This is a genomic window from Mesorhizobium oxytropidicola (genome assembly GCF_056174625.1).
The window spans coordinates 291,169-313,280 of record NZ_CM149692.1 but is presented as its reverse complement, the minus strand read 5'-3'; the positions used below and the strand labels follow the sequence as shown (position 1 = coordinate 313,280).

16 protein-coding genes and 2 pseudogenes are annotated in these 22,112 nt (G+C 64.1%); 4 read left to right on the top strand and 14 right to left on the bottom strand.

The features are described from left to right. Nucleotide 1 precedes the first annotated feature (1 nt). Nucleotides 2-604 carry a hypothetical protein gene (locus AC0V8S_RS01460; RefSeq protein ID WP_475436586.1) on the top strand — a complete coding sequence of 201 codons (603 nt, stop codon included), beginning with the start codon at nucleotides 2-4 and terminating at the stop codon, nucleotides 602-604. A gap of 42 nt (nucleotides 605-646) precedes the next feature. On the opposite strand, the gene AC0V8S_RS01455 is transcribed toward AC0V8S_RS01460, so the two are convergent. The 7 genes and pseudogenes from AC0V8S_RS01455 to AC0V8S_RS01425 all read right to left on the bottom strand — a co-directional run bounded on the left by AC0V8S_RS01455 (nucleotide 647) and on the right by AC0V8S_RS01425 (nucleotide 9,673). After that, nucleotides 647-1,321: a helix-turn-helix domain-containing protein gene (locus AC0V8S_RS01455; protein WP_475438556.1), complete on the bottom strand. Its 675-nt coding sequence runs from the start codon at nucleotides 1,319-1,321 to the stop codon at nucleotides 647-649. 166 nt (nucleotides 1,322-1,487) lie between these two features. Next, nucleotides 1,488-2,027 (bottom strand): hypothetical protein, encoded by a 540-nt coding sequence (locus AC0V8S_RS01450; protein ID WP_183455638.1) that lies wholly within the window; start codon nucleotides 2,025-2,027, stop codon nucleotides 1,488-1,490. Further along, the gene (locus AC0V8S_RS01445; protein ID WP_475436584.1) at nucleotides 2,020-4,899 is read right to left on the bottom strand and encodes a sarcosine oxidase subunit alpha family protein; all 2,880 of its coding nucleotides are present in this window, start codon (nucleotides 4,897-4,899) and stop codon (nucleotides 2,020-2,022) included. Before AC0V8S_RS01445 ends, AC0V8S_RS01450 begins: the two co-directional genes overlap by 8 nt. Continuing rightward, a complete protein-coding gene (locus tag AC0V8S_RS01440; RefSeq protein WP_475436582.1) occupies nucleotides 4,896-5,162 on the bottom strand; it encodes a sarcosine oxidase subunit delta in 267 nt (88 codons plus the stop codon). The genes AC0V8S_RS01445 and AC0V8S_RS01440 overlap by 4 nt, the downstream gene beginning before the upstream one ends. Nucleotides 5,163-5,170: 8 nt before the next feature. Continuing rightward, nucleotides 5,171-6,424 (bottom strand): sarcosine oxidase subunit beta family protein, encoded by a 1,254-nt coding sequence (locus AC0V8S_RS01435; RefSeq protein ID WP_475436581.1) that lies wholly within the window; start codon nucleotides 6,422-6,424, stop codon nucleotides 5,171-5,173. 37 nt (nucleotides 6,425-6,461) lie between these two features. After that, nucleotides 6,462-8,871: pseudogene (locus tag AC0V8S_RS01430) on the bottom strand (GcvT family protein). 142 nt (nucleotides 8,872-9,013) lie between these two features. Further along, the gene (locus tag AC0V8S_RS01425) at nucleotides 9,014-9,673 is read right to left on the bottom strand and encodes a TetR/AcrR family transcriptional regulator (RefSeq protein ID WP_475436580.1); all 660 of its coding nucleotides are present in this window, start codon (nucleotides 9,671-9,673) and stop codon (nucleotides 9,014-9,016) included. Nucleotides 9,674-9,947: 274 nt separating this feature from the next. On the opposite strand from AC0V8S_RS01425, the gene AC0V8S_RS01420 reads away from it, so the two are divergent. Together AC0V8S_RS01420 and AC0V8S_RS01415 are read left to right on the top strand one after the other, a co-directional pair. After that, on the top strand, nucleotides 9,948-11,387 hold the full coding sequence (locus AC0V8S_RS01420) for an aldehyde dehydrogenase family protein (protein WP_475436578.1): 1,440 nt from the start codon (nucleotides 9,948-9,950) through the stop codon (nucleotides 11,385-11,387). A 61-nt stretch (nucleotides 11,388-11,448) separates the two neighbouring features. Next, complete coding sequence (locus AC0V8S_RS01415) at nucleotides 11,449-12,018, top strand: DUF1349 domain-containing protein (protein WP_475436577.1); 570 nt, start codon at nucleotides 11,449-11,451, stop codon at nucleotides 12,016-12,018. A 167-nt stretch (nucleotides 12,019-12,185) separates the two neighbouring features. Here AC0V8S_RS01415 and AC0V8S_RS01410 read toward each other — a convergent pair whose 3' ends face one another. The 7 genes from AC0V8S_RS01410 to AC0V8S_RS01380 all read right to left on the bottom strand — a co-directional run bounded on the left by AC0V8S_RS01410 (nucleotide 12,186) and on the right by AC0V8S_RS01380 (nucleotide 19,849). Beyond that, a complete protein-coding gene (locus tag AC0V8S_RS01410) occupies nucleotides 12,186-13,760 on the bottom strand; it encodes a glycosyltransferase (protein WP_475436575.1) in 1,575 nt (524 codons plus the stop codon). Beyond that, complete coding sequence (locus tag AC0V8S_RS01405; protein ID WP_475436573.1) at nucleotides 13,757-14,401, bottom strand: glycosyltransferase; 645 nt, start codon at nucleotides 14,399-14,401, stop codon at nucleotides 13,757-13,759. The genes AC0V8S_RS01410 and AC0V8S_RS01405 overlap by 4 nt, the downstream gene beginning before the upstream one ends. After that, nucleotides 14,401-14,937, bottom strand: a complete 537-nt coding sequence (locus tag AC0V8S_RS01400) for a hypothetical protein (RefSeq protein WP_475436572.1) — start codon at nucleotides 14,935-14,937, stop codon at nucleotides 14,401-14,403. Before AC0V8S_RS01400 ends, AC0V8S_RS01405 begins: the two co-directional genes overlap by 1 nt. 201 nt (nucleotides 14,938-15,138) lie before the next feature. Then, a complete protein-coding gene (locus AC0V8S_RS01395) occupies nucleotides 15,139-16,668 on the bottom strand; it encodes a mercuric reductase (protein WP_475436570.1) in 1,530 nt (509 codons plus the stop codon). Further along, on the bottom strand, nucleotides 16,658-17,992 hold the full coding sequence (locus AC0V8S_RS01390) for a glucoamylase family protein (RefSeq protein WP_475436569.1): 1,335 nt from the start codon (nucleotides 17,990-17,992) through the stop codon (nucleotides 16,658-16,660). The genes AC0V8S_RS01395 and AC0V8S_RS01390 overlap by 11 nt, the downstream gene beginning before the upstream one ends. A gap of 229 nt (nucleotides 17,993-18,221) precedes the next feature. Further along, entirely contained in the window at nucleotides 18,222-18,971 is a 750-nt protein-coding gene (locus AC0V8S_RS01385) for an SDR family NAD(P)-dependent oxidoreductase (protein ID WP_183455661.1), read from the bottom strand. A 107-nt stretch (nucleotides 18,972-19,078) separates the two neighbouring features. Then, nucleotides 19,079-19,849 carry a helix-turn-helix transcriptional regulator gene (locus AC0V8S_RS01380; protein ID WP_183455663.1) on the bottom strand — a complete coding sequence of 257 codons (771 nt, stop codon included), beginning with the start codon at nucleotides 19,847-19,849 and terminating at the stop codon, nucleotides 19,079-19,081. Nucleotides 19,850-20,013: 164 nt separating this feature from the next. Here AC0V8S_RS01380 and AC0V8S_RS01375 point away from each other — a divergent pair. Beyond that, a pseudogene (locus AC0V8S_RS01375) lies at nucleotides 20,014-22,100 on the top strand (hydantoinase/oxoprolinase family protein). Nucleotides 22,101-22,112 lie beyond the last annotated feature (12 nt).

The window sequence follows — 22,112 nt, the reverse complement described above, 5'->3', positions numbered from 1 at the left end:
CATGTCGCTGGCGCAGCGCCATCCGGACAAGCTTATCGGCTCCCACCTGACCGATGTGGGCTACCCGGACCAGACCACGGATTTTGGCGCCCTCAGCGGGCTGGAGCAGGGTTACGCCGGGGCGATCCAGCAATGGTTCTTCATGCATGGCGCCTTCAACCTGGTCCAGGCGACAAAGCCGCAAAGCCTCGCCTTCGCCATGAACGACTCGCCCGTCGGCCTAGCCGCATGGATCATGAGCTTCATGGCCGGGATGGGGGTCGGCGACGAGGCCGATGCCAGATTTGGTCGCGACGCGCTCTTGACCAACATCATGATCTACTGGCTGACGGAAACGGCGGCCTCGTCTTTCCGCATTTACAATCAAAACGCGATGCAGCCGCCGACCATCAAGGGAAAGAACACGGGGGTGCCGGTGGCGGTGGCGACTGAGGTGCCGATCCCGGGCGGCGTTCGCTTGCCGTGTGAATGGGCGGACCGCCAGACCTCGGGAAATGTCGTGCAATTTCACGATATGGAAAAGGCGGGCCATTTCGCCGCCTGGGAAGATCCCGCGTTCTATGTCGAAGACATCAAGCAATTCGCGGCGCTTGTCGCGAAATAGCGCAGCCATGAACCTCCGATGCCGAGCGAACCTCGCCCGGCATCAGATCTTGTGAACAGCATCGAGGTTTGAGGGCAGGGAACCCATGATCTTCTTTATGGATTTGATCATGTGCGGTTGATCCGTATAGCCAAGATCGAAAGCCACGGCTGCGGCGCTATCGCCTGCTTTCAGGCGCCGAACCGCCTCCTGCGCGCGGCGGATCAACTGGAAATCCTTCTGCGTAATACCGGTGGTGTTTTTGAAATGCTGTCGCACCGAGCGTTTGGAGGCGGCCTTGGGCCTCTCGGTGAAGGCCCTCGCCACGACGTCGTCGGACGCAAGCAGCCCCGCCGCGATCATCTCATCGACAAGAGCTTCGGCGTTCAGGAATGTCGGCAAAGGCAGCTTCACGCCGCCCAATGAAAACTCGTCTTCCTCCACATCCAGAAAACGGACCGCCGCGCCGGTCCGCACCTCCTTGTCACGCGCAAGATAGACATGGGCGGCAAATGAGATGACGACCGAGTGCTCGCCCTCGACATATGGCACGTCGACAGGCTCGGTTGCCTGACCGCTCAAGAACACCACGGATCTTCCGTCCGGCGCGACGCTGCGGAGCAGATCCCACGAGCCGTCCGGGGTGGCTTTGTAAATCCCGTCGCTCAAACATACGGTTTGCCAGACGGTGTCGATCCAGGGATGGAGGGATGACCGGCTCGTGTGCTTTTGGACCATGATCGGCAATTGCTCCGGCAAAACTGCGACGTCGATTCATGAATGGAGATTACACAGTCGAACCCTTGCGCGACGGCGTCCAGCCCTTGCGAGCGACTTGCGCAAGAGAAGCTCTCTGAGACCGGGGGCGGTAGTCCGCCGGGGATGTCGGCGCTGTCGTGGCCGGCTAATCCTGCGATCCGGCGGCGATGTTGGCGGCGGCCGTTTCCATCCATGTCCAGAGATAGGTGGCGAGGCCACGGTCGAGATGGATGCGCAAGCTGCCCTGATAGCGGTACACGATGGCGCTGATACCGGCGAAGGACAGTGCCGCGCTGGCGCTCGCCTGATTTGGATCGAGCGTTGTCCCGCGTGCGATGAAGGCCCCAAGCGCCGGCCCTTCTACCTCGAACACCTGCAATCCGGCGCTGATCTCCGTCACGGCGAATCCCTCGGGGAACCACCCCGTGGCCATGCCGATGGGCGTGGTGGACACGGCGAGCAGGCGGTCGCGCGCGATGCGGACCGAATAGCGTATGCCTTCCGCCAGGCCGAATGCGCCAACGGCCGTTCCATCGAAGCCGGATGCCTCGGCCCATGCCGCCAGGTCGCCGCTGACCAGACGCTGGTGCAGCCCGGTAACCGCGCCTATCTTGAGTCCCGGTACTTCGATCGTGGCGTTCCGCCAGTCCGGTGCGACGGACCATTTTTCCGCGAGGTCACGCATGGAGCCGCTCCCCTGCCGGGTCGAAGGCGCAAGGGGCGGCAATCGTTGCCGTGCGGACCTTGCCGAGATGCTGGATTTCGATCGTCTCGCCGTGGCGTGCCGCGCCACGCTCGATCAGGCCGAGCGCGATCGGTCGGCCAAGCGTCGGGCTCTGATAGCTCGACGTGACAAAACCCTGGCTGTGCAGCTTGCCATCGACCCGTCGGATGCCATGCGCGCCAGTCGGCAGCGGCGCTCCGCCTTGCGGCACCGTCAGCCCGACAAGCTGCAGGCGGTCCCCACGCGACGCCTCCTCGGTGAACAACGAGCGGCGGCCGACATATTCGGTCTGGCGTTTGGCGCGCGGGCCCTCGCTACCAAGGTCGTGTGGCAGCGTGGTGCCGTCCGTGTCCTTGCCGATGACGATGAAGCCTTTCTCGGCGCGCAGGATCATCAGCGCTTCGAGGCCAATGATGACGGCATCGAATGCCTGCCCGGCCTGACGCAGATGCGCCCACAAGGGCTCGGCGCGATCGGCGCGGATGGACACCTCATAGCTCCTGTCGCCGGTGAAGCTGACGCGCGCGACGCGGACCGCGTCGCCGCCATAGCTGCCGTGGCCGACCGCCATATGCGGCAGCTCGGCATCGTCGAGCGAGAGGCCAAGATCGACTGTTTCCAGCAGCTTCCGGGCGTTCGGTCCAGAAACGGTCAGCGTCGCCATGTCCGCTGTGGCGTTGTGGATATAGACGGCGTCACGGCCGAAACGGTCCTGGCGCCATTCCTCCAGCCGGGCGTGCACGGCAGCAACATGCGAGGACGAGCACGAGACGACGAAGCGATGCTCGTCCAGCCGCACCAGCACGCCGTCATCGAAGACCACGCCGTTCTCCGACAGCATGAAACCGTAGCGGCAACGGCCCGGCTTCAGCGTCGACATGGTGTTGTAGTAGAGGAAATCGACGAATTCGGCCGCCTTGGGCCCGATCACCTCGATCTTGCCCAGCGTCGAACCGTCGAACAGCGCGACCGACCGGCGCGCGCGCAACGCTTCGTCCTGGATGGCGCGATCCGCGTCGGCGTCGCGGCCACCATAATGAGCCGGCCGCAGCCAGCCGCCATATTCCTGGAAGACGGCGCCGCTGTCGCGATGCACATTCTCCAGCGGCAGCCGCCGCACCGGCGCCATCAACTCGCCAACGCGCGCGCCGGCAAAGCTTGCCAGCGGCACCGGTGTGAACGGCGGGCGATAGGTGGTGGTGCCGACCTCCGGCACCGTGCGGCCGGTAATCCCGGCCATCAGCGCCAGGCCGGGCAGGTTGGAGGTCTTGCCCTGGTCGGTCGCCATGCCGAGCGTCGTGTAGCGCTTCAGGTGCTCGACCGAGACGAAGTTTTCGCGCGCCGCCAGCTCGACGTCCTTTACCGTCACATCGTTCTGATAGTCGATCCAGATGCGCCCCTTCGAACCGGGCACCGGCCACGCAGCCGCTATGCCGCTCGTCGCCTCAGGTCCGGTGCTGCGCGGCAGAGTTGCCTTCGTCTCGCCAAGCGATGCGACAGCTTTCTTCGAGCCGGCGAACACCTCCGACAGGGAGACCGCGCCGGCTGCAGCGCCGGCAACGGCAATGCCGTCGACCGGATCGCCCGGCACGAAGGCGGCGCTTGCCTCGCTCCAGGAGAGCTTGCCCTTGGCCTGGCCGAACAGATGAATGGTCGGCGTCCAGCCGCCCGAGACCAGCACGCAATCGGCATCGAGCTTTGTGCGGTCATCCAGCGTCACACCCTCGACGCGCAGCCTGCCCTTGGCCGCGGCAAGCGCCCGCCCTTTGACCAGCCGCACCTTGGTGGTGGGCATGCCGTCACGCCTGATGTCGACCAGCGTGACGTCGGCGCCGGCCTCGGCGACCGCCTCCGCCACTTCATAGGCGCTGTCATTGTTGGTCGCGACGACGAAGCGGCGGCCGACGAGCACCGCGTGGCGCCTGAGATAGGCGAGTGCCGCATCCGCCGACAGGATGCCCGGCAGGTCATTGTTGGCGAAGGGCAGCGGCCTCTCGATCGCGCCGGTCGCCAGCACGGTCTGGCGTGGCCGGACACGCAACAGCGTGTCACGCCGGCCATCGAAATGACGCTGGTTCAGCCCGACCAGATTGTGGTCGTAGATGCCGAAGGCGGTGGTCGCAGGCAGGATCAGGTGGCCGCCGGCGACGACTTCGGCAACCGTCTCGTCGATCCACACGGCCGCCGGCTTGCCATCGATCTCGCCGGCGCGGTGGCCGAGCGATCCACCCGGCTTTTGCTGGTCATCGACCAACGTGACGGAAAGGCCTGCGCCGGCCGCCAGTTTTGCTGCCGCCAGCCCGGCCGGGCCAGCGCCCACCACCAGCACGTCGCAATGGTGGTTGAGCTGGTCTGCAGTGCCCGGCGAGGTCCAGTCCGTGTCGACCTTGCCCAGCCCGGCCATGGCGCGGATGCGTGGCTCGAACATGTGCCAGTCCGGCCACATGAAGGTCTTGTAGTAGAACGCCGCCGGAATGAAGCGCGAAAAGCGGTCGAGAAAGGCGTTGCGATCGGTAAGCGCGCTCGGCGTCGCATTGACGCTCTTCGCCACCAGCCCGTCGCGCGCCGGCTCGGTCGTGGCGCGCGTGTTCGGCGTCGCCTGTGGGCCGCCGACATCGACCAGTGCGTTCGGCTCCTCGACACCGGCGCCCCAGATGCCGCGCGGCCGGTGGTACTTGAAGCTGCGGCCGACGACCGCGACATCATTGGCGAGCAGGGCCGAGGCGATGGTGTCGCCGGCAAAGCCTTCGACCGTTGCGCCGTCGAAGCTGAAGCGGAGCGGCCGCGAGCGGTCGATGGCGCTGCCGCCGGTGGTGAGGCGCGAGGCGGTCACGCCGCGTGCTCCCCGCCAAGGGCGGTCGACGACAGCACCTTGTGCGTAACGGTGTCACGCTCCATAACGAAGAACTCGCCGCAAGCCATATGCACCCAGATTTCGCGCGCCGTGCCCTTCGGATTGCCGCGCAGGTAGAGATATCCGGCCCAGCGCTCGATCGGCACCTCGGCGCCATCGGGCCGGGCATTGCCGGCATCGCCGCCATAGTGGAATTCGGTCTCGTCGCGCGGACCACAGAACGGGCATGGGAAGAGCTGCATAAGATCCTCTAATGCGCGATGCCGGAGCCGGCCGCTTCGTCGATCAGCCGCCCGCTGGCGAAGCGATCCAGATCAAAGGGACGGCTGATGTCATTGTGCTTGCCGGTCGCCAGCAGGTTCGCCAGCAGCGTGCCGCCGGCGGGACTGGCCTTGAAGCCGCCCGTGCCCCAGCCGCAATTGAGGAACAGATTGGGCAGCGGCGAGGGACCGACGATCGGCGAGGAATCCGGTACGACGTCGACAATGCCCGCCCATTGCCGCATCAGCTTCAGCTGGCCGAAGATCGGGAACATCTCCAGCAGGCCGGCAATCACTGTTTCAAGCGTCGGCAGATTGCCGCGCTGCGCGTATGAAGGAATACGGTCGAGCCCGCCGCCGATGACGATCTCGCCCTTGTCGGACTGGCTGACATAGACGCCGCAGCCGGGCGACAGCACCACCGTGTCGAGGATCGGCTTGACCGGCTCAGAGACGCAGGCCTGCAGCGCATAGGAATTGATCGGCAGCCGGAAGCCGGCCTTGGCCGCCAGCACCGAGGAGTGCCCGGCCACCGCCATGCCGATGCGGTCGGCGCGGATCGCGCCGCGCGTCGTCTGCACGCCACGGCAGCGGCCGCCTTCGATAATGAAATCGGTGATCTCGCAATTCTGGATGATGTCGACGCCGAGCCGGCTCGCCGCCCGCGCATAACCCCAGGCGACCGCGTCGTGGCGCGCGGTTCCGGCCCGGCCCTGCCAGATGCCGCCGAACACGGGAAAACGCGCATCCGGGGAGAAATTGTAGATCGGCGCAACGCGGCGCACATCCTCTGGTGAAAACAGCTCCGCATCGATGCCGTTGATCTGCATGGCATTGACGGTGCGCGCGCCGATCTCCATTTCGGCGGTCGAGTGGCATAGATTGACCATGCCGCGCTGCGACAGCATGACGTTGTAGTTCAAGTCCTTGGACAGGCCTTCATAGAGCCGGTGCGCCAGCCCGTAGAGTTCGACGCTTTCCGGATAGTAGTAATTGGAGCGCACCACGGTGGTGTTGCGGCCGGTGTTGCCGCCACCGATCCAGCCCTTTTCCAGCACCGCGACGCGGTTGATGCCGTGATTCTTGGCCAGGTAATAGGCCGTCGCCAACCCATGGCCGCCGCCGCCGATGATGATCGCGTCATAAGACGGCTTCGGCTCGGGCGAGCGCCATGCCTGCTTCCAGCCGGTCTGACCGGCCAGGCCCTCCTTGAACAGCGACAGGGCGGAATAGCGTCGGGTCATGGCATGTCTTCCGCAGGGATGGCAGCGCTTCTTCCGGTCATGCCCGCATCGCCTTGCCCGTTGGATCGTAAGGCGACGAAGCGATGACGCGCGCATTTCTTTCGACGCCGACGATATGGGTTGTCAACTCGGTATCGATACCGGCCGCATCGCGATCGACAAGCGCCATGGCAAGGCTCTTGCCGACCGTATGGCCATAGCCGCCGAGGTGACGAAGCCGGCAAGCTTGCCTCTGCTCCAGATCGGCTCGTAGCCGCTGGCGTCGGCATCCAAGGCGTCGATTTCGAGCGTCACCAGCGTGCGCTTGGCGCCGGCTTTCCGGTCTTTCAGCGCTGCCTCCCGGCCGATGAAGTCCCCTTGTCGAATGCAATCCAGCGGTCCATGCCGGTTTCATCAGGCGTATAGTCTTGTGTGAACTCTCGCGACCAGATGCCAAAACTCTTTTCAAGCCGCAGAGAGTTCACAGCGCCGAAGCCGTATTCGGTGACGCCGAGGTCGCTTCCTGCCGAAAGCAGCGCGCGGCGCAACCCGGCGTGCTCGTTGGCCTGGCAATGGATCTCGTAGCCGAGTTCGCCGATGACCGACAGCCGCCCGACCTTGGCCCGAACCAGGCCGACATCGAGCGTCTTGCAGGCGAGGAAGCCGAAGGCTTCATGCGAAACATCCTGGTGCGTCAGCCGTTCCAGCAGACGGCGCGCATTGGGGCCGGCGAGCGAAAAGCCGACGACCGCGTCCGAAATGTCGCACACATTGACGCCGTCGGCGAGATGCGGCTCGAACCAACGCATATGCCATTGGCGAAGATAATAGGACCCCATGATCCACCAGGAGCCGTCGCCCCAGTTGAAGACGGTGAGGTCGCCTTTGAGCTTGCCGTTCTCGCCCAGCATCGGCGCAAGTTTCGCGCGGCCTGGCTTGGGCAGCGCGCAGGCGAGCAGCCGGTCGAGCCAGGCCTGCGCCTGCGGCCCGGAGACCTCGTAGCGCGAGAAGGCGGTGATATCGAGCAGGCCGACGCCTTCGCGCACCTTGCGGCATTCCTGGCCGACGATGTCGAAGGCGTTGGACCGCTTCAGCGTCGGTGTCTCGACGAACCCCAGCGGCGCGAAATAGAGCGGCACTTCCATGCCCCAGGAACTGCCCCAGTGGGCGCCGGCCGCCTCCATGGCGTCATGCGCGCCTGATGTCTTCAAGGGTCGTCCCGCCGGCAACTGCTCGTTGGGATAGCTCATGACGAAGCGGCGCGAATAGAATTGCCCGGTCGTCTGCTTGATGTATTCGCGGTTGGAAGCGAAGTCGCCATAGCGGGCGATGTCCATGCCATAGACGTCGGCTTCCGGCTCGCCATGGATCATCCATTCGGCAAGCGACTTGCCGACGCCACCGCCTTGCAGGAAGCCGGCCATGACGCCGCAAGCCACCCAGTAATTGGGAACGCCGCGCACCGGGCCGACCAGCGGATTGCCGTCCGGCGAGAAGGTGAAGGCGCCGTTGACCCAGCGCTTGATGCCGGCCGTCTCCAGGCAGGGATAGCGGCTGAAGCCAAGCGCCAGCTCGTTGGCGATGCGGTCGGTGTCTTCCTGGATCAGCTCGATGCCGTAGTCCCACGGCGCGCCATCCATGTTCCAGTGCTTGTGGTTGATTTCGTAGATGCCGAGCAGCAGGCCCTTCTGCTCCTGGCGCATATAGGTGAAGCCTTCGAGGTCGACGATCAGTGGCAGTTCGCGGTCGAGCGCCTGGATCTCGGGTAGCGCCTCGGTGACGAGGTAGTGATGCTCCATCGGCGACACCGGCAGGTCGATACCGGCCATCCGGCCGACCTGCTTGGCCCACAATCCGCCGGCATTGACGACATGCTCGGCAATGACGGCGCCTTTCTGGGTCACCACGTCCCAGCTGCCGTCGGCGCGGCGGTTGAGTTCCAGCACACGGTTGTGTTCGATGATCTCTGCGCCGCGTTTCCTTGCCGCCTTGGCATAGGCGTGGACGACGCCCGAGGGGTCGATATGGCCTTCGCGCGCGGCGTAGAGGCCGCCCAGCATGCCGTCGGTGTTGAGGATCGGACAGCGCTGCCTGATCTCATCGACGCCAACCAGATGGACGTCGTCTATGCCCATGGTTTGAAAGATGCGGTAGGAGGCCTTAAGCCATTCCCAGCGCTCTGGCGCCGAGGCGACCGAAATGCCGCCGGTCATGTGCATGCCGATATTCTGGCCCGATTCCTTCTCGACCTCCGACACAAGGTCGATCGTGTAGGCCTGCAGCGCGGCGATGTTGGGGTCGGCGTTCAACGCATGGAAGCCGCCGGCCGCATGCCAGCTCGACCCAGCGGTCAGCACCTCGCGTTCGATCAGCGCGACATCGCTCCAGCCGAATTTCGCCAGGTGATAGAGCACCGAGGCCCCAACCACGCCGCCGCCGATAACGACCGCCCTGTATTGCGATTTCATCCTGTCGCACTCCGTCAGGTTCTGACGACGCACCTTATCGGCATTGTACACATGTGTCTAGTAAGCTGCGAAGCTGATCCGGAGCAAGCTGGCTATGGGATTTAAGAAAAGCGGTAGGGCCGAGGCGGCCGCTGCCTGGCGTCTACCGTTTGCCGGAAAGCGTCTTCTCGACGTAGCGCGCGAAGTCCTCGACATCTTCCGCCGGAGGCTCCTGGCCGGTGAAGCTGCGCAGATAGGACGCGACCTGGGCCAGGCGGGTGCTCATCGGCTCGTTGAGCTCGAGCGAGTAATAGCCGATCTGCATGAAATAGAGCACGCGGGCCCGCACGAACGCATCTTCGTCCTCATAGCCATGGCGCTTGAACATGTCGCGTATGGCATTGACGCGCTCTTCGTCGGCCTCGTCGAGCGCGCGCCGGATGGTGGGCGAGCGCCGGGCCCAGGCCCTGATCGCGAAATCCAGCCGCGGATCGAACAGCTTCTCGTCGACCCAGCATTCGAAAATGCTCATCACGCCGCGGATGACGGTCGCGGAAGGCCGGCTGGCGCGCTCGACGATGAATTTTGTGTTGGTCTGCCGCCAGTGATCCAGCAACTGGTCGAGCAGATCCTGGCGGCTCTTGAAATACCAGTAGAAGCTGGAGCGCGAGACGTCGAGCTGCTGGCCAAGCGTCAGCACGCGGACGCGTTCGACGCCGTCCGAGATCAGCGTTTCAAGCGCCAGCTTCAGCCAGTCTTCGCGCGTGGCCTTGATGTTGCCGGTGGCGCCGGCGCGCTGGGTCGTCGTTTCGAGAGCTGCCATCGGCACGACGCATGACACGCCGTATCGGGCAAATCAAGGCTATGGACACTGCTGTACAAGGCAATTCGCCTGGGCCTGCGAGACGCTCTGCGGATATTAGCCGGGTTGGCTGCCGATGGGGCTCTGCCGCATCGTCCTGTTGGTGTAACGGCTCGCCTGGGGATTTTTGTCGCGGCTGTTCGGCCAGTGCGTGCTTTCCCGCAAGGCATTTGTCTGGCAAATACCAATTCAGACAGATGCCGCCGCGCGGCCAACCAGCAGGAAAGACCAGGACATGGCGCAGTTTCGAAAGAACCTCATCGATGGCGAATGGGTTGGCGATGCCGGCTCCCGCAACATCAACCCTTCGGACACCGGCGATGTCGTCGGCGAATATGCCTCGGCAGGTGTCGAACAGGCCAAGCAGGCCATCGCGGCCGCCAAGGCAGCATTTCCCGCGTGGTCGCGCTCCGGTCCATTGGCGCGCCATGCGGTGCTGAAGAAGGCGTCCGACGAGATCATGGCGCGCAAGGACGAGATCGGTCGCAATCTGGCGCGCGAGGAAGGCAAGACGCTGGCCGAGGGCATCGGCGAGACCATTCGCGCCGCCCAGATATTCGATTTCTTCGCCGGCGAAACATTGCGGCTGTCGGGAGAAGTCGTGCCAAGCGTGCGGCCGGGCGTGGGAGTCGAGATCACCCGTGAAGCGGTCGGCGTGGTCGGCATCATCACGCCGTGGAATTTCCCCATTGCCATTCCGGCCTGGAAAATCGCGCCGGCGCTGGCCCACGGCAACACCATCGTCTTCAAGCCGGCGGAGCTCGTTCCCGAGAGCGCGTGGTCGATCGTCGACATCCTGCACCGCGCCGGCCTGCCTAAGGGCGTGCTCAACCTCGTCATGGGCAAGGGCTCGGTGGTCGGCCAGGCGATGCTCGACAGCCCCGATGTCAACGCCATCACCTTCACCGGCTCGGTCGGCACGGGAAAGCGCGTCGCCGCGGCAAGTGTCGAGCATATGCGCAAGTTCCAGCTCGAAATGGGCGGCAAGAACCCGCTGGTCGTGCTTGACGACGCCGATCTTGCGGTCGCCGTCGATTGTGCGCTCAATGGTGCCTTCTTCTCGACCGGCCAGCGTTGCACAGCCTCGTCCAGGCTGATCGTCACCGACGGCATCCACGACCGTTTCGTCGATGCGCTCAAGGACCGTATGGGCAAGCTGGTGATCGGCGATGCGCTCGACGCGCAGACCCAGATCGGCCCGGTCGTCGACGCCACCCAGCTGAAGCAGGATGAGGATTATATCGCCATCGGCGTCAGGGAAGGCGCCACGCTCGCCTTCGGCGGCGAGCGGCTCGACCGCAAGACACCGGGCTTTTACCTCAGCCCGGCGCTGTTGACCGAGGCCACCAACGCCATGCGCAGCTCGCGCGAGGAGATCTTTGGGCCCGTCGCCAGCGTCATCCGCGTCAAGGACTACGATGAGGCGCTTTCCGTCGCCAACGACACGCCGTTCGGGTTGACCTCGGGCATCTGCACCTCGAGCCTCAAGCATGCCACTCACTTCAAGCGCAATTCCGAGGCCGGCATGGTGATGGTCAACCTGCCGACGGCGGGCGTCGATTTCCATGTTCCCTTCGGTGGCCGCAAGGGCTCGAGCTTTGGCCCGCGCGAACAGGGCCGTTATGCCATGGAGTTCTACACCACGGTGAAGACCGCCTATACATTCGCAGGCTGATCGGACGCCGGCGCATCGGTCCGGCGAACCTTCACCTCTGAACCGGTATGAGACAACGACATTGCAGGATCTGACCTGGCTCAACCCGCCGCCGCATCACGCCATCGACGGCGATGCGGTGCGCGTGCGCACCGGCAAGGAGACCGATTTCTGGCGCGAGACCTTATACGGTTTCTGGCGCGACAACGGCCATTTCCTGCATCGGCCGGTCGAGGGCGATTTCACCGCCGAAGTCACCGTCAAGGGCGACTACAAGGTGCTCTACGACCAGGCCGGGCTGATGGTCCGGCTCAGCGAAATGCACTGGATCAAGGCCGGCATCGAATACACCGACGGCCTTGCCTATTTCTCCGTCGTCGTCACCAACGACACGTCGGACTGGTCGCTGGTAGCCATTCATGCCGATCCTAACGGCGTGAAGATCCGCCTGACCCGTCATGGCGAGGCGATCCGCGTCCAGTATCTCGATGCTTCGGACGGCCACTGGAAGCCGGTGCGGCTCGCCTATTTCCCGATCTCGAAGACGGTCGATGTCGGCATGATGTGCTGTTCGCCACAGCGCGAGGGTTTCGAGGTTACATTCTCCGGATTTTCGGTCGGCCCGCCGATTTCACGGGAGTTGCACGACTGACGCTTGGCGACGTCTGCGGCCGCAGGTCTATCTGGAGCCGCTTAGAGCGTTTCACCGTTTCATGGAAACGGCGAACCACTCCAACTCTCTTGACGCAATTCCAGACGGAAAACCGCTCACACTTTTCCTGGAATTGCTTTAGGCAAGAACTCCGGCTGGCTGCCACTTCACCATGGCACGTGTAGTATCTCCAGCTTCGGCAAACCGACCGGCCGGATGCCGAGATCGTTGGCGAGCACGCCGAAAGCTTCGGTCTCGATCAGGTCGCGGTAGGGAATTTCGGGGAAGCGAAGGCCGCCGCGATGCAGAGCGGCATCCACCAGAAGCATGGTCCCACCGACCGCATCGAGGCCGATGATGTCGAGATGCCTGACATCACTGAGATGATAGCGATATGGCGTCTGCAGGGGAGGCTGGTGCAGACCGCCGCGTATCTCGCGATAATAGCGATAATCCCTGGTCTGCCGTCGGATAACGAAGCTGTTAAGGTCGAAGCTGCTGCCGCCGGCGATCTTCACACAGTTGGGCACCGCGATGCGATGCCGCGTGGCAATCAGCCGGTTCAGCACATCGCCGGGAAAGCGCCAGACGTCGATATCGATCCACAACGCCCAGTCGTCGTCTTCCTTCAGCCCGTGATCGATCAGGTGATTTCGCACCTTGGCAATCGCGCCGCGCCGGGCTCGTTGCATCCTCGGCTTTGCCCGTTTCGCCCTGTCGAACCTGATGCCGACCTGTTTTTGTAGCAGCACAATGTCACGATATTTGCCGGCTAATTGTGCGATTGCGGCCTGCAAGCGCTCCCAGCTTCCATCCAGACTGTCGCCTTCGCAGAAGACCAGCTTGATCCTGTCCTTGGGGTAGTCGAGCCCGTCCAGCGTATCGAGGAATGGTTGGATGAGGTCGGCGGCATCGCGAAGCGGGACCAGGATGGCAATGTTGCCGCCTGAAGGCGGCGGCGCCGACAGGACGGCCTTGTCGACGACGGCTTTCGCCACCGCCTCATCCAGATAGGCGCCGCGCGTCAGGAGATAGCGGAGTCGGTAGGCCCGGTTGCGGAGCTTGGTCGTCCATTTCGGCGGCGCCTCCGGGATCCACCATGTGCCGGCCCAGTGATGGATCGAAAGTGCTGCCGTATCGTCGCCGGCCTCACGCTCCGTGCTGCCGTCCGACGTCACCGGCGTGAACAGGCCGGAGGGGTGAATGGCAAAGGTCGCCTGATCGCTGTAGGCGAGTTGCGCCGAGGTCAACAGGCAAGGACCGGTCGCGTCGAGCACGTCCTTGGCGCCGGCGAGCCCAGGCATCATGGACAGGAGATGCAACCAGAACGGATGTCTGGGCGGGCTCGCCATTGTCCCATTGAAGAGGAGGTAGGGCAGGCCACGAAAATCCGCCTGGAGGGCCGCATGCGAAGCCGGCTCTTTGCACAGCACGACACGGGTCTCGTCCATGATCGGATCGAAGGGGGCGACGCATTCGCAGTCGATGTCGGCGTAGACGCCGCCAAAATGATGCAGCAGCATGTAGCGGGCAGCATCTGACCGCTTCACGCCATTCGTATAGTTGCAGAACATCGGCAGGAAATCAGGGTAGTGCCCGGCCACGAATTCGAGCAGCATCCGGTCGCTCCAGAACATCACCGTCCAGTGCGGGTTGTGCCGCTTCCAGCTGTCGGCATAGGCCTGGAAACGCGCGGGAATGGTGTCGCTCTTCCATGTCTGGTGCAGGATTGCTGGAATCATACGGCGGCGCCGTTTGGTCCAAGCCCGTCACGAACGGCGTCGTGGATCGCTTGCGGGCCGAACCTGGCCCATACCGCCTGATGCGCGCGAAGGCGCTGCCGCGCCCTGCGTTGGGGGTCGAGACAGAGTCCGATGGCCATCTCGGCCAGCGTTTCGTCAGTGTCAGACAGCAGCACCTCGTCGTTTTCGACCAGGTCCAGGCCTTCGGCCGCGATCGGCGTGGCGATCACCGGCACGCCCGAGGCCATTGCTTCCAGGATCTTGATGCGTGTGCCGCCGCCCGCCGTCAGCGGGACGATGGTGAGATGCGCGCTGGACAAGAGCGGCGCGACATCAGCGGGATCTTCAATGAGCTCCACACCAGGCAATCTGGCCAATGCCTGCACCTCCGGTTTCGGTGTGCGTCCAGCCAGGACAAGCCTGGCATCCGGCAGGGCGTTTCGGATACGGGGCAATATGACACTGGCCAATCGCTGCGCGGCATCGACGTTCGGCGGATAGGCGAGATGGCCGATGAACGCGATCACCGGAAAGCCGTTGCTAGTCGACGGCTCGGCAGGCAGCTGCCCGGAACCCTCGACGGCTTGCGGAATTCCGTTCGGAACGATGTCGATCGGGATCTTGTGCCGGGAAAGCATCATCAGCTTCTGGCGATCCAGGTTCGAGCAGACCCATACCTTGTCGACAAGGGACAGCGCTTTTCTTTCAAGGTACCGGACGCTGAATGCCGCGGCGGATCGCTGGCACTGAGACGCCTGATCTGTCCGGCCAGGTCGGACTCGACATTGTGCATGTCGAGAATAAGCTGCTCGGCCAGCGGCCGCAGGGGCCGCAGCAGCTTGAACAGGCCGACGCCCTCGACAATGATGGTGTCCGGGCGGAATTCACGGGCCAGCGTCTCAAGCCGCGTCAGGGCGGAACGCGGTATGCGACTCTCCGCCCTTGAGCGCCACCAACCGATCGAGGCCGTGCGAGGCTCGCCCTCGATCGACAGGCCCTCGACGCGGATTAGCGGACCGGGAGCCTTCTTGGCTATCTTCGGCCGCACCGAAACGAGGCAGACCGGTCCGAACCTGGCGGCCGCTTCGGCGTTGCGGTAGTTTCTCAGATCCGAACCTGATGCTGCGGGAAAGGCCGGGTCGTGCGACACGATCAGCGTACGTTTCTGGGCCTGCACGGGGACAGCCGGTTGCGTGCCTGCGCCGTTCGATGCGGACGCCGGGGGCGTTGCGTCAGGCAGGGGGTCCGATTCAGATGGCATGATAACGATTCCGTGACCACAAACAGCGGAGCCACCTTGTTTAGCTGAACAAGGCTTTCGTCAAGCAGTGCCTGCTTTTGAATATTTCCGTCCCGAGCTCTCGGCGGGCGGCCAGGCTCATCGTCTGGACCAGGCCAGCCAGCGCGCCGCCAAACGCCTGCGCAAGGAGGTGAAACGGGTTCGCCTGTAGGCGTCACCCGCCATCTTGATGCCTTGTGCCTGTGTCGGGAAGGGATGGATAACATCGGCCAGGGCATGCAATCCCATGCCCGACCGGATGGCGAGCGTCACCGCATTGATCATCTCGCCGGCATGGCTGGCGACGACCGTCGCCCCCAGTATGCGGTCGGATCCCTCCCGGACATGGATCTTGACGAACCCTTCCTCCTCGCCGTCCATCACGGCGCGGGCGACATCATGCATCAACACCGTATAGGTCTTGACCGGAATGCCGTTCCGGCGTGCCTCGATCGGATAGAGCCCGACATGGGCGATCTCCGGATCGGTATAAGTGCACCAGGGCACGACGAGTTCACTGAGCCTTTCGCGCCCGCGAAACAGGGCATTGCGCACGACAATGCGCGCCGTCGCTTCGGCGGTATGAGTGAACTTGTATTCGAGACACACATCGCCCGCCGCGTAGATGTGCGGATTTGTGGTTCTCAGGTGATCGTCCACCTTGATGCCCTTGGTGTCATACGCCACCCCGGCCTCCTCGAGGCCGAGACCCCTGACATTCGGCGAACGGCCGACGCCGGTGATGATCTCGTCGACGGAGATCGTCGTCGTGTCGCCGTCCCGCACAAGGTCGGCGAGCTTCTTGCCGCCTTCCCTGCGCACCGCCACCACTTCGGTGTTCAGGCGCACCTCGACCCCCTCGCGCGCCAGCGCGTCCGAAAGGATCTGCGCGGCGTCGCGTTCCTCGCCGGGAAGGAACATCGGATCGCTCTGCGCCAGGATCACCTTCGCCCCGAGCAGGCAAAAGGCCTGCGCCGTCTCGCAGCCAAGCGGCCCGCCGCCGATGACCAGGAGCCGCTCAGGGCATTTTGTGAGGTTGAACATGCTCTCATTGTCGAGATAGCCGGCCTCGGCAAGTCCAGGGATCGCCGGCCCGCTCGGATGCGCACCGGTCGCGACCAGGGCTTTCTTGAAACGCAGCGTCTTATCGGCCACCGCCACCGTGTCCGGTCCGCCAAAGCGCGCCTCGCCGAAATAGAGGTCGATGCCTTCGGCCGCGATGGCCGAGGCAGAATCGATGCGGCTGAGCCGCTGCCGGATCTGCCGCATCCGCATCATGGCCCGCTCGAAGTCGACGTGAAGACGCTCCGGCGTGTCGCCGCCGAAATTCTCGGCATCGCGCATGTCGGCATAGAGCCTGGCCGTGCGGATGATTGCCTTCGACGGGACGCCGCCGACATTGACGCAGGCGCCGCCGATCAGCCCGCGCTCAATCAGCGCGACCTTCGCGCCAAGACTCGCGGCGTCACGCGCCGCGGTCAACCCGGCCGGTCCGGCGCCGATGACGACAAGATTGTACTGGCCGTCGGGGGCCGGGTTCTTCCAGTGCGGCGGATGCGCGGCTCGGATCAGGTCGACGTCGTTGCGGTCGACAGGGAAGGTGGTGGCCTTTGTCCGTTCACGCGACATCGCCGTCCCCTGTCGCCTGGGACAGCCAGCCGCCGGTGAAGCCGGCCTTGCCCAGGCCGCGGCGGATGTGGGGATTGGAGCGCATCAGCTCCCAGATCAGGCGCGAGCGGTGGTTCTCGATCATCATCACCACGATGCCCTGGTCCAGCCCGTAATGGCCTTCCGACACCCAGCCGTTGCGGCCGAATTTTCGCCGGTTGGCCAAGGTCGGATTGAAGCCGCTCGGCAGGCGGAAATTGTCGATCACTTCGGGGTAGCGGTCGCCGAGATGGCGCATGGCAGCCAGGCAGATGTCAGGTGCGAAGGGCAGCGAAGCCGGATAGGACCATGGCGCGATCGTCCCGTCATCCGGCCCGAACGGTGCGCCGCGCGCGGCATAGCCGGAAAACCGGTGCCTCCGTCGTTCCACGCTGGCGCGGAAGCCGCCCGGCCCATCGCCGGCGGAGAGCCCCCAAAGGTTCTCGCCATAGCCGTCAAAGCCATAGGGGTTATGGCGGGCATAGTCGCGCTGCAGGTAGGTCGAGCGGCGGCTGTTTTCGAAATAGTCGGAATTCTTCTCGCGCATGAAGGCGTCGCGGATGCCGGCGAAATCGATCCAGGCATGCGAGAACTGATGCATGAACAGCGGCCCGCCATAGAGCACGTCATGGCCGTAGATGTTTTCCCACTGGTAAGTCGCCGTCCAGGCCTCATAGCTGTCGTTGGAGGTCGGGCTGTCGGGCGAGGCCATCGACAGTACGTAGAGGATGGTCGCCTCGTTGTACCCCTCCCAGCCATAGTGGAGGAAGCCGCTCTTCGGCTTCCAGCCTTGCCGCAAGGTCGGAGTGCTGCCTTGCGCCCAGCGCCAGTCGACGCGCCGATAGAGCGCTTCGGCCAGTTGCCGGATTTCGGCTTCCTGTTCATTCTCGCCTGAGAAATAGGCGCCGGCCACCAGCATGCCTGATATCAGCAAGGCGGTATCGACCATCGACAGCTCGCAGCGCCAGACGCGCAGCCCGGTCCGCATGTCGAGGAAGTGGTAGTAGAAACCCTTGTGGCCGGTGACGTCGTCGCCGCCGCCTTGCGGGCTGGCCGAGAAACGCAGCGCCGCAAGCGTCAGCTCCACCGCCGCCGCGCGCGTCATCCAGCCGCGCTCGACGCCGATCGGATAGCAGGACAGGGCAAAACCGACGACGGCGATGCTGGCTGGCGAGTTCGGCCGCGACGTGTCGGCGACCAGGCCGTTGTCGGGGTTCACATTTTCCAGGAAATAGCCGAAGGCGGCGCGCTGGTAGCGGTCCAGAAGCTCGTCATCGGACAGTGCGGCGGGATCTGCTTCAGGCAAGCGATGCAAACTCCAGCCGGATGGTCGCGGCTCCTGTCGATCGCGAGGCCCCGGTACGGCGGCCATGGGGCATCACCAAACTGTCTCGTCGTGTCATGGCTTTCCCGCAAACCCTGTTGTGTCACCGCCCATTCAGACGTCAGCGACTTACGCCTGTCCAGTTCCGATCGTTGCATCGTCACGCGGAATTGTAGTTGCACGGGCCAATGTGGGGATGTTCCGGCCCGGGTCAATACGTGGCGCGGCCGCCGGAAACGTCGAAGACGGCGGCCGTCGTGAACGAACATTCCTCCGAGACGATCCAGCAGATCAGCGCCGCGACCTCTTCGACCTCGCCGAAGCGAGCCATCGGTATCTTGGACAGCATGAAGTCGATGTGCTCCTGGCTCATCTGCTTGAAGATCGCCGTGCGCACGGCCGCCGGCGTCACGCAGTTCACCGTCACCTTGGTCTTGGCCAGTTCCTTGCCGAGCGACTTGGTCAGGCCGATCACCGCGGCTTTTGACGTGCTGTAGGCGGAGGCGTTGGGATTGCCTTCCTTGCCGGCGATCGAGGCGATGTTGACGATGCGGCCATAGTTGCGCTCGAGCATGTGCGGCACCAGCGCCTTGTTGCAGTAGAAGACGCCGTTGATGTTGATGTCGATAACCCTTTGCCAATCCTCGACCGAATAGGCCCAGGTCGTCATGTTCGGCCCGGTGATGGCAGCGCTGGTGACCAGGATGTCGACGCCGCCAAGGGTTTCGATGGTCGACCGGGCAGCGCTTTCGACGGTTGCTGCGTCGGCAACGTCCACCATCACCCCATGCAGCCCGGGAACAACGGCTTTCGCCTGTTCGATCTGGGCCGGATCGCGATCCCAGACGCTGACGCGTCCGCCTTCCTCGACAATCCTTTGCGCAACCGCCAGGCCGATGCCGGAGGCCCCGCCGGTGATGACCGCCGACCTGCCGGCAAAGCGTCCCGCGAAGTTCGGCATGTGGTCTTCCTCCCAATCGGCGGCGAATGTGAAGTCAACGGCAACCAAGTTCAAGGCGGCATCGCAGTCGCCGAACGGGATATTGGTAGGCCAGCAGAGGGAGGCCGCTACCGGTGCTGGAAAAACTGCAAAAAAAGCTCCCGTTCGGTGGTTATGTCGAGCTTTTCATAGATGCGCCGGCGGTGGTTCTTGACAGTGCCGACGGTGATGCCGAGCCGCTCGGCGATGTTCGCTGTCGGATGTCCAGCGAGGATCAACTGGACGAGTTCCCGCTCGCGCAGCGACAGTTCCGGCCACAGGCTCACCGGGATGGTCGGCTCCTGGCGCGGCGAAGCGCCGGGACCGGTCGGCGCCGAGGTGCGGAAGAACTCGCGTCCGCGCGCCTTGATATCGAGTGCGTGCAGCGCCTCGAACACCGGCAGGCGCTCGTCCAGGAGAGCGATCTCGCTGTCCTTGAACGAACTGGTCGAGCGGTCGAGGAAGATACCCAGGCACCAGTCGCCGCCATCGGCCAGCATGATGCCGACCTCGTCGCAGATTTCCGACTGCGCCAGGAAGCCGGCTATGTACTGGCCGCGCTTGGCTTCTTCGTCCGCCAGTCCCTTGAGTGGCAGGATGCCAAGACGGCGCTCGCGTCGCCACGAGGCGTAGAACGGGTCGAAGACGTAGTAATTGTCGAGATAGCGCCGCACCATCTCGTCCGAGAAACGCCGGTGCTTGACGAATTCCGGCGTCTTGGTCGCCGAGTAGCGGGTGACCGTAACCAAATCATGCGCAATGTCGGCGCCGATCAGGTCGATCAGGCAGTCGACATGCCGGTCGGTGCCGGTGGCCGCGATCGCCTTGGCCAGCGGCGCCCAGATATTGCCCATGCGCATGTCCTTTTCTCGGCGAACCGCGCCTGCCCGTCATTGTGTCTTTTGGCATATGGCGCGATCCGACCCCGAGAATCTAGCCTGCGGTCATTCTCGAAGAGGGAAAGCGACCCGTGGACCAGATCACTACAAACCCCATTGTCATCGGCATCGACGCCGGCGGCACCATGACCGATACGATCCTTGTCGATCAGGACGGCCACTTCAAGATCGGCAAGTCGGCAACCACGCCGAAGAACGAAGCCGAGGGCTTCCTGGCATCGGCCGAGGACGCGGCGGATGCCTGGGGTATCTCGCTGGAATCGCTGTTTTCCGGCGTCAATGTCGTGCTCTATTCCGGCACCGGCATGCTCAACACGCTGCTGTCGCGCACCGGCCGTCGCCTCGGCCTGATCACCACCAAGGGCCTGGAAGACATGATCCTGATGGCCGCGGCCTGCAGGCCTGGGCCGACTATTCCTATGCCGATCGCCTGCATGCGGTGACCCATCACCATCCCGATCCGCTGGTGCCGCGCCGCCGCACCCATGGCGTCACCGAGCGTATCGACCAGTTCGGCGACATCGTGCTGCCGCTCTATGAGCATGAGGTCGCGGCTGCGGCCAAAAAGCTGATCGCCGACAAGGTCGAGGGCATCTGCATCATGACGATCTTCTCGCACGTCAATCCGGTGCACGAGAAACGCATCGCCGAGATCTGCCGCGAGGAGATCGACAAGGTCGGCGCCGAGATCACTGTCTACACCAGCCACGAGGTCCGCCCGGTCATCCGCGAGCAGTCGCGGCTGAACTCGGTGCTGATCGAGGCCTACGCCACCTCGCGCGGCCGCAAGCAGCTTAGGGGTATCGAGGACATCTCGAAGAAATACGGCTTCAAATATGGCGTGCAGACGCTGCTCTCCTTCGGCGGCCTGACCTCGATCAATCACCCGCGCCTGCACGAAACCATGATCTCCGGCCCGATCGGCGGCATCCTGGGCGCGGCCTATGTCGGCAAGCTGATCGGCAACGATTCGCTGATCTGCTCGGATATGGGCGGCACCTCCTTCGACATGGGCGTTATCACCCGTGGCCAGACGCGGATCGAGAACGAGCCGCTGATGGACCGCTTCAAGCTCAATGTGCCGACGCTGCATCTCGATACGATCGGCGCCGGCGCCGGCATGATCCTCAAGGTCGACCCGCTGACCAAGAAGGTCTCGCTCGGGCCGGAAAGTGCAGGCTCCGATCCCGGCCCGATCTGCTTCGCCAAGGGCGGCACCGAACCAACCATCGCCGACTGCGACGCCATCCTCGGCCGCCTCAATCCATATTATTTCCTCGGCGGCAAGGTCGTGTTGCAGGTCGAGAAGGCGAGGGCGGCCTTCGAGGAAAAATGCTCGCGCCTGCTTGGCGTCGGTGTCGAGGAAGCCGCCGAAGGCATGATCGACATGCTGGAGGCCGACGCCAACAACGCCTTGCGCCGCGTCATCTCCGGCCAGGGCATCCACCCCTCCGAATTCACGCTGCTGTCCTATGGCGGTTCGGGTCCGCTGCATCTGGCCGGCTGCTCCAGGGGCATCGGCTTCAAGGACATCATCACCTTCCAGTTCGCCGCCGCCTTCTCGGCCTTCGGCTGCACCACCGCCGATTTCATGCGCCGGCATTCGGTGTCGACGCAGCACGACATCGGTGCCCGCGCCAGCGACGACGAGCTGGTCGCCTTCGGCAAGAAGGTCACCAATGTCTGGGACGATCTCACCAGGGCGGCGGTCGACGAAATGATCGTGGACGGTCATGCGCGCGACAAGATCAAGACCGTGCCGTTCCTGATGATGCGCTACACCGGCCAGCTTGAGGACGTCGAGGTGATGGCGCCGCTGTCGGCCATTCAATCGGCCGACGACATGCGCAGGGTTATCGACGAGTTCGAAGCGGTCTACGCCAAGGTCAACCATCGCGTCTCGCGCTATGGCGAAGCCGGCTTCTCGATCACCGAGCTGGGCTTGATCGCCACCGCCGACAAGGTCAAGCCGGTGCTCTTGAAGCGCCCGCTCGGCAAGGCGGACCCGTCCGCCGCGCACAAGGGTGTGCGCGAGGCCTATATCGGCGGGCGCTGGCACAAGGCCAATCTCTACGAGATGGATCGTCTGCAGCCCGGACACGAGGTCATCGGCCCGGCCATCATCGAACATCCCGCCACCACGCTCGTCGTTCATCCGCAGGACCGTGTCCATGTCGATGAATGGACGCTGCTGCACTACACCCACGCTTGAGAAGGGCGAACG

Coding starts and splice junctions, on each gene's coding strand:
- AC0V8S_RS01410 (WP_475436575.1), bottom strand. CDS start 13,760: ATGATTCCAGCAATCCTGCACCAGACATGGAAGAGCGACACCATTCCC.
- AC0V8S_RS01385 (WP_183455661.1), bottom strand. CDS start 18,971: ATGCCGAACTTCGCGGGACGCTTTGCCGGCAGGTCGGCGGTCATCACC.
- AC0V8S_RS01420 (WP_475436578.1), top strand. CDS start 9,948: ATGGCGCAGTTTCGAAAGAACCTCATCGATGGCGAATGGGTTGGCGAT.
- AC0V8S_RS01380 (WP_183455663.1), bottom strand. CDS start 19,849: ATGCGCATGGGCAATATCTGGGCGCCGCTGGCCAAGGCGATCGCGGCC.
- AC0V8S_RS01435 (WP_475436581.1), bottom strand. CDS start 6,424: ATGACCCGACGCTATTCCGCCCTGTCGCTGTTCAAGGAGGGCCTGGCC.
- AC0V8S_RS01460 (WP_475436586.1), top strand. CDS start 2: ATGTCGCTGGCGCAGCGCCATCCGGACAAGCTTATCGGCTCCCACCTG.
- AC0V8S_RS01405 (WP_475436573.1), bottom strand. CDS start 14,401: ATGATGCTTTCCCGGCACAAGATCCCGATCGACATCGTTCCGAACGGA.
- AC0V8S_RS01440 (WP_475436582.1), bottom strand. CDS start 5,162: ATGCAGCTCTTCCCATGCCCGTTCTGTGGTCCGCGCGACGAGACCGAA.
- AC0V8S_RS01425 (WP_475436580.1), bottom strand. CDS start 9,673: ATGGCAGCTCTCGAAACGACGACCCAGCGCGCCGGCGCCACCGGCAAC.
- AC0V8S_RS01450 (WP_183455638.1), bottom strand. CDS start 2,027: ATGCGTGACCTCGCGGAAAAATGGTCCGTCGCACCGGACTGGCGGAAC.
- AC0V8S_RS01455 (WP_475438556.1), bottom strand. CDS start 1,321: ATGGTCCAAAAGCACACGAGCCGGTCATCCCTCCATCCCTGGATCGAC.
- AC0V8S_RS01395 (WP_475436570.1), bottom strand. CDS start 16,668: ATGTCGCGTGAACGGACAAAGGCCACCACCTTCCCTGTCGACCGCAAC.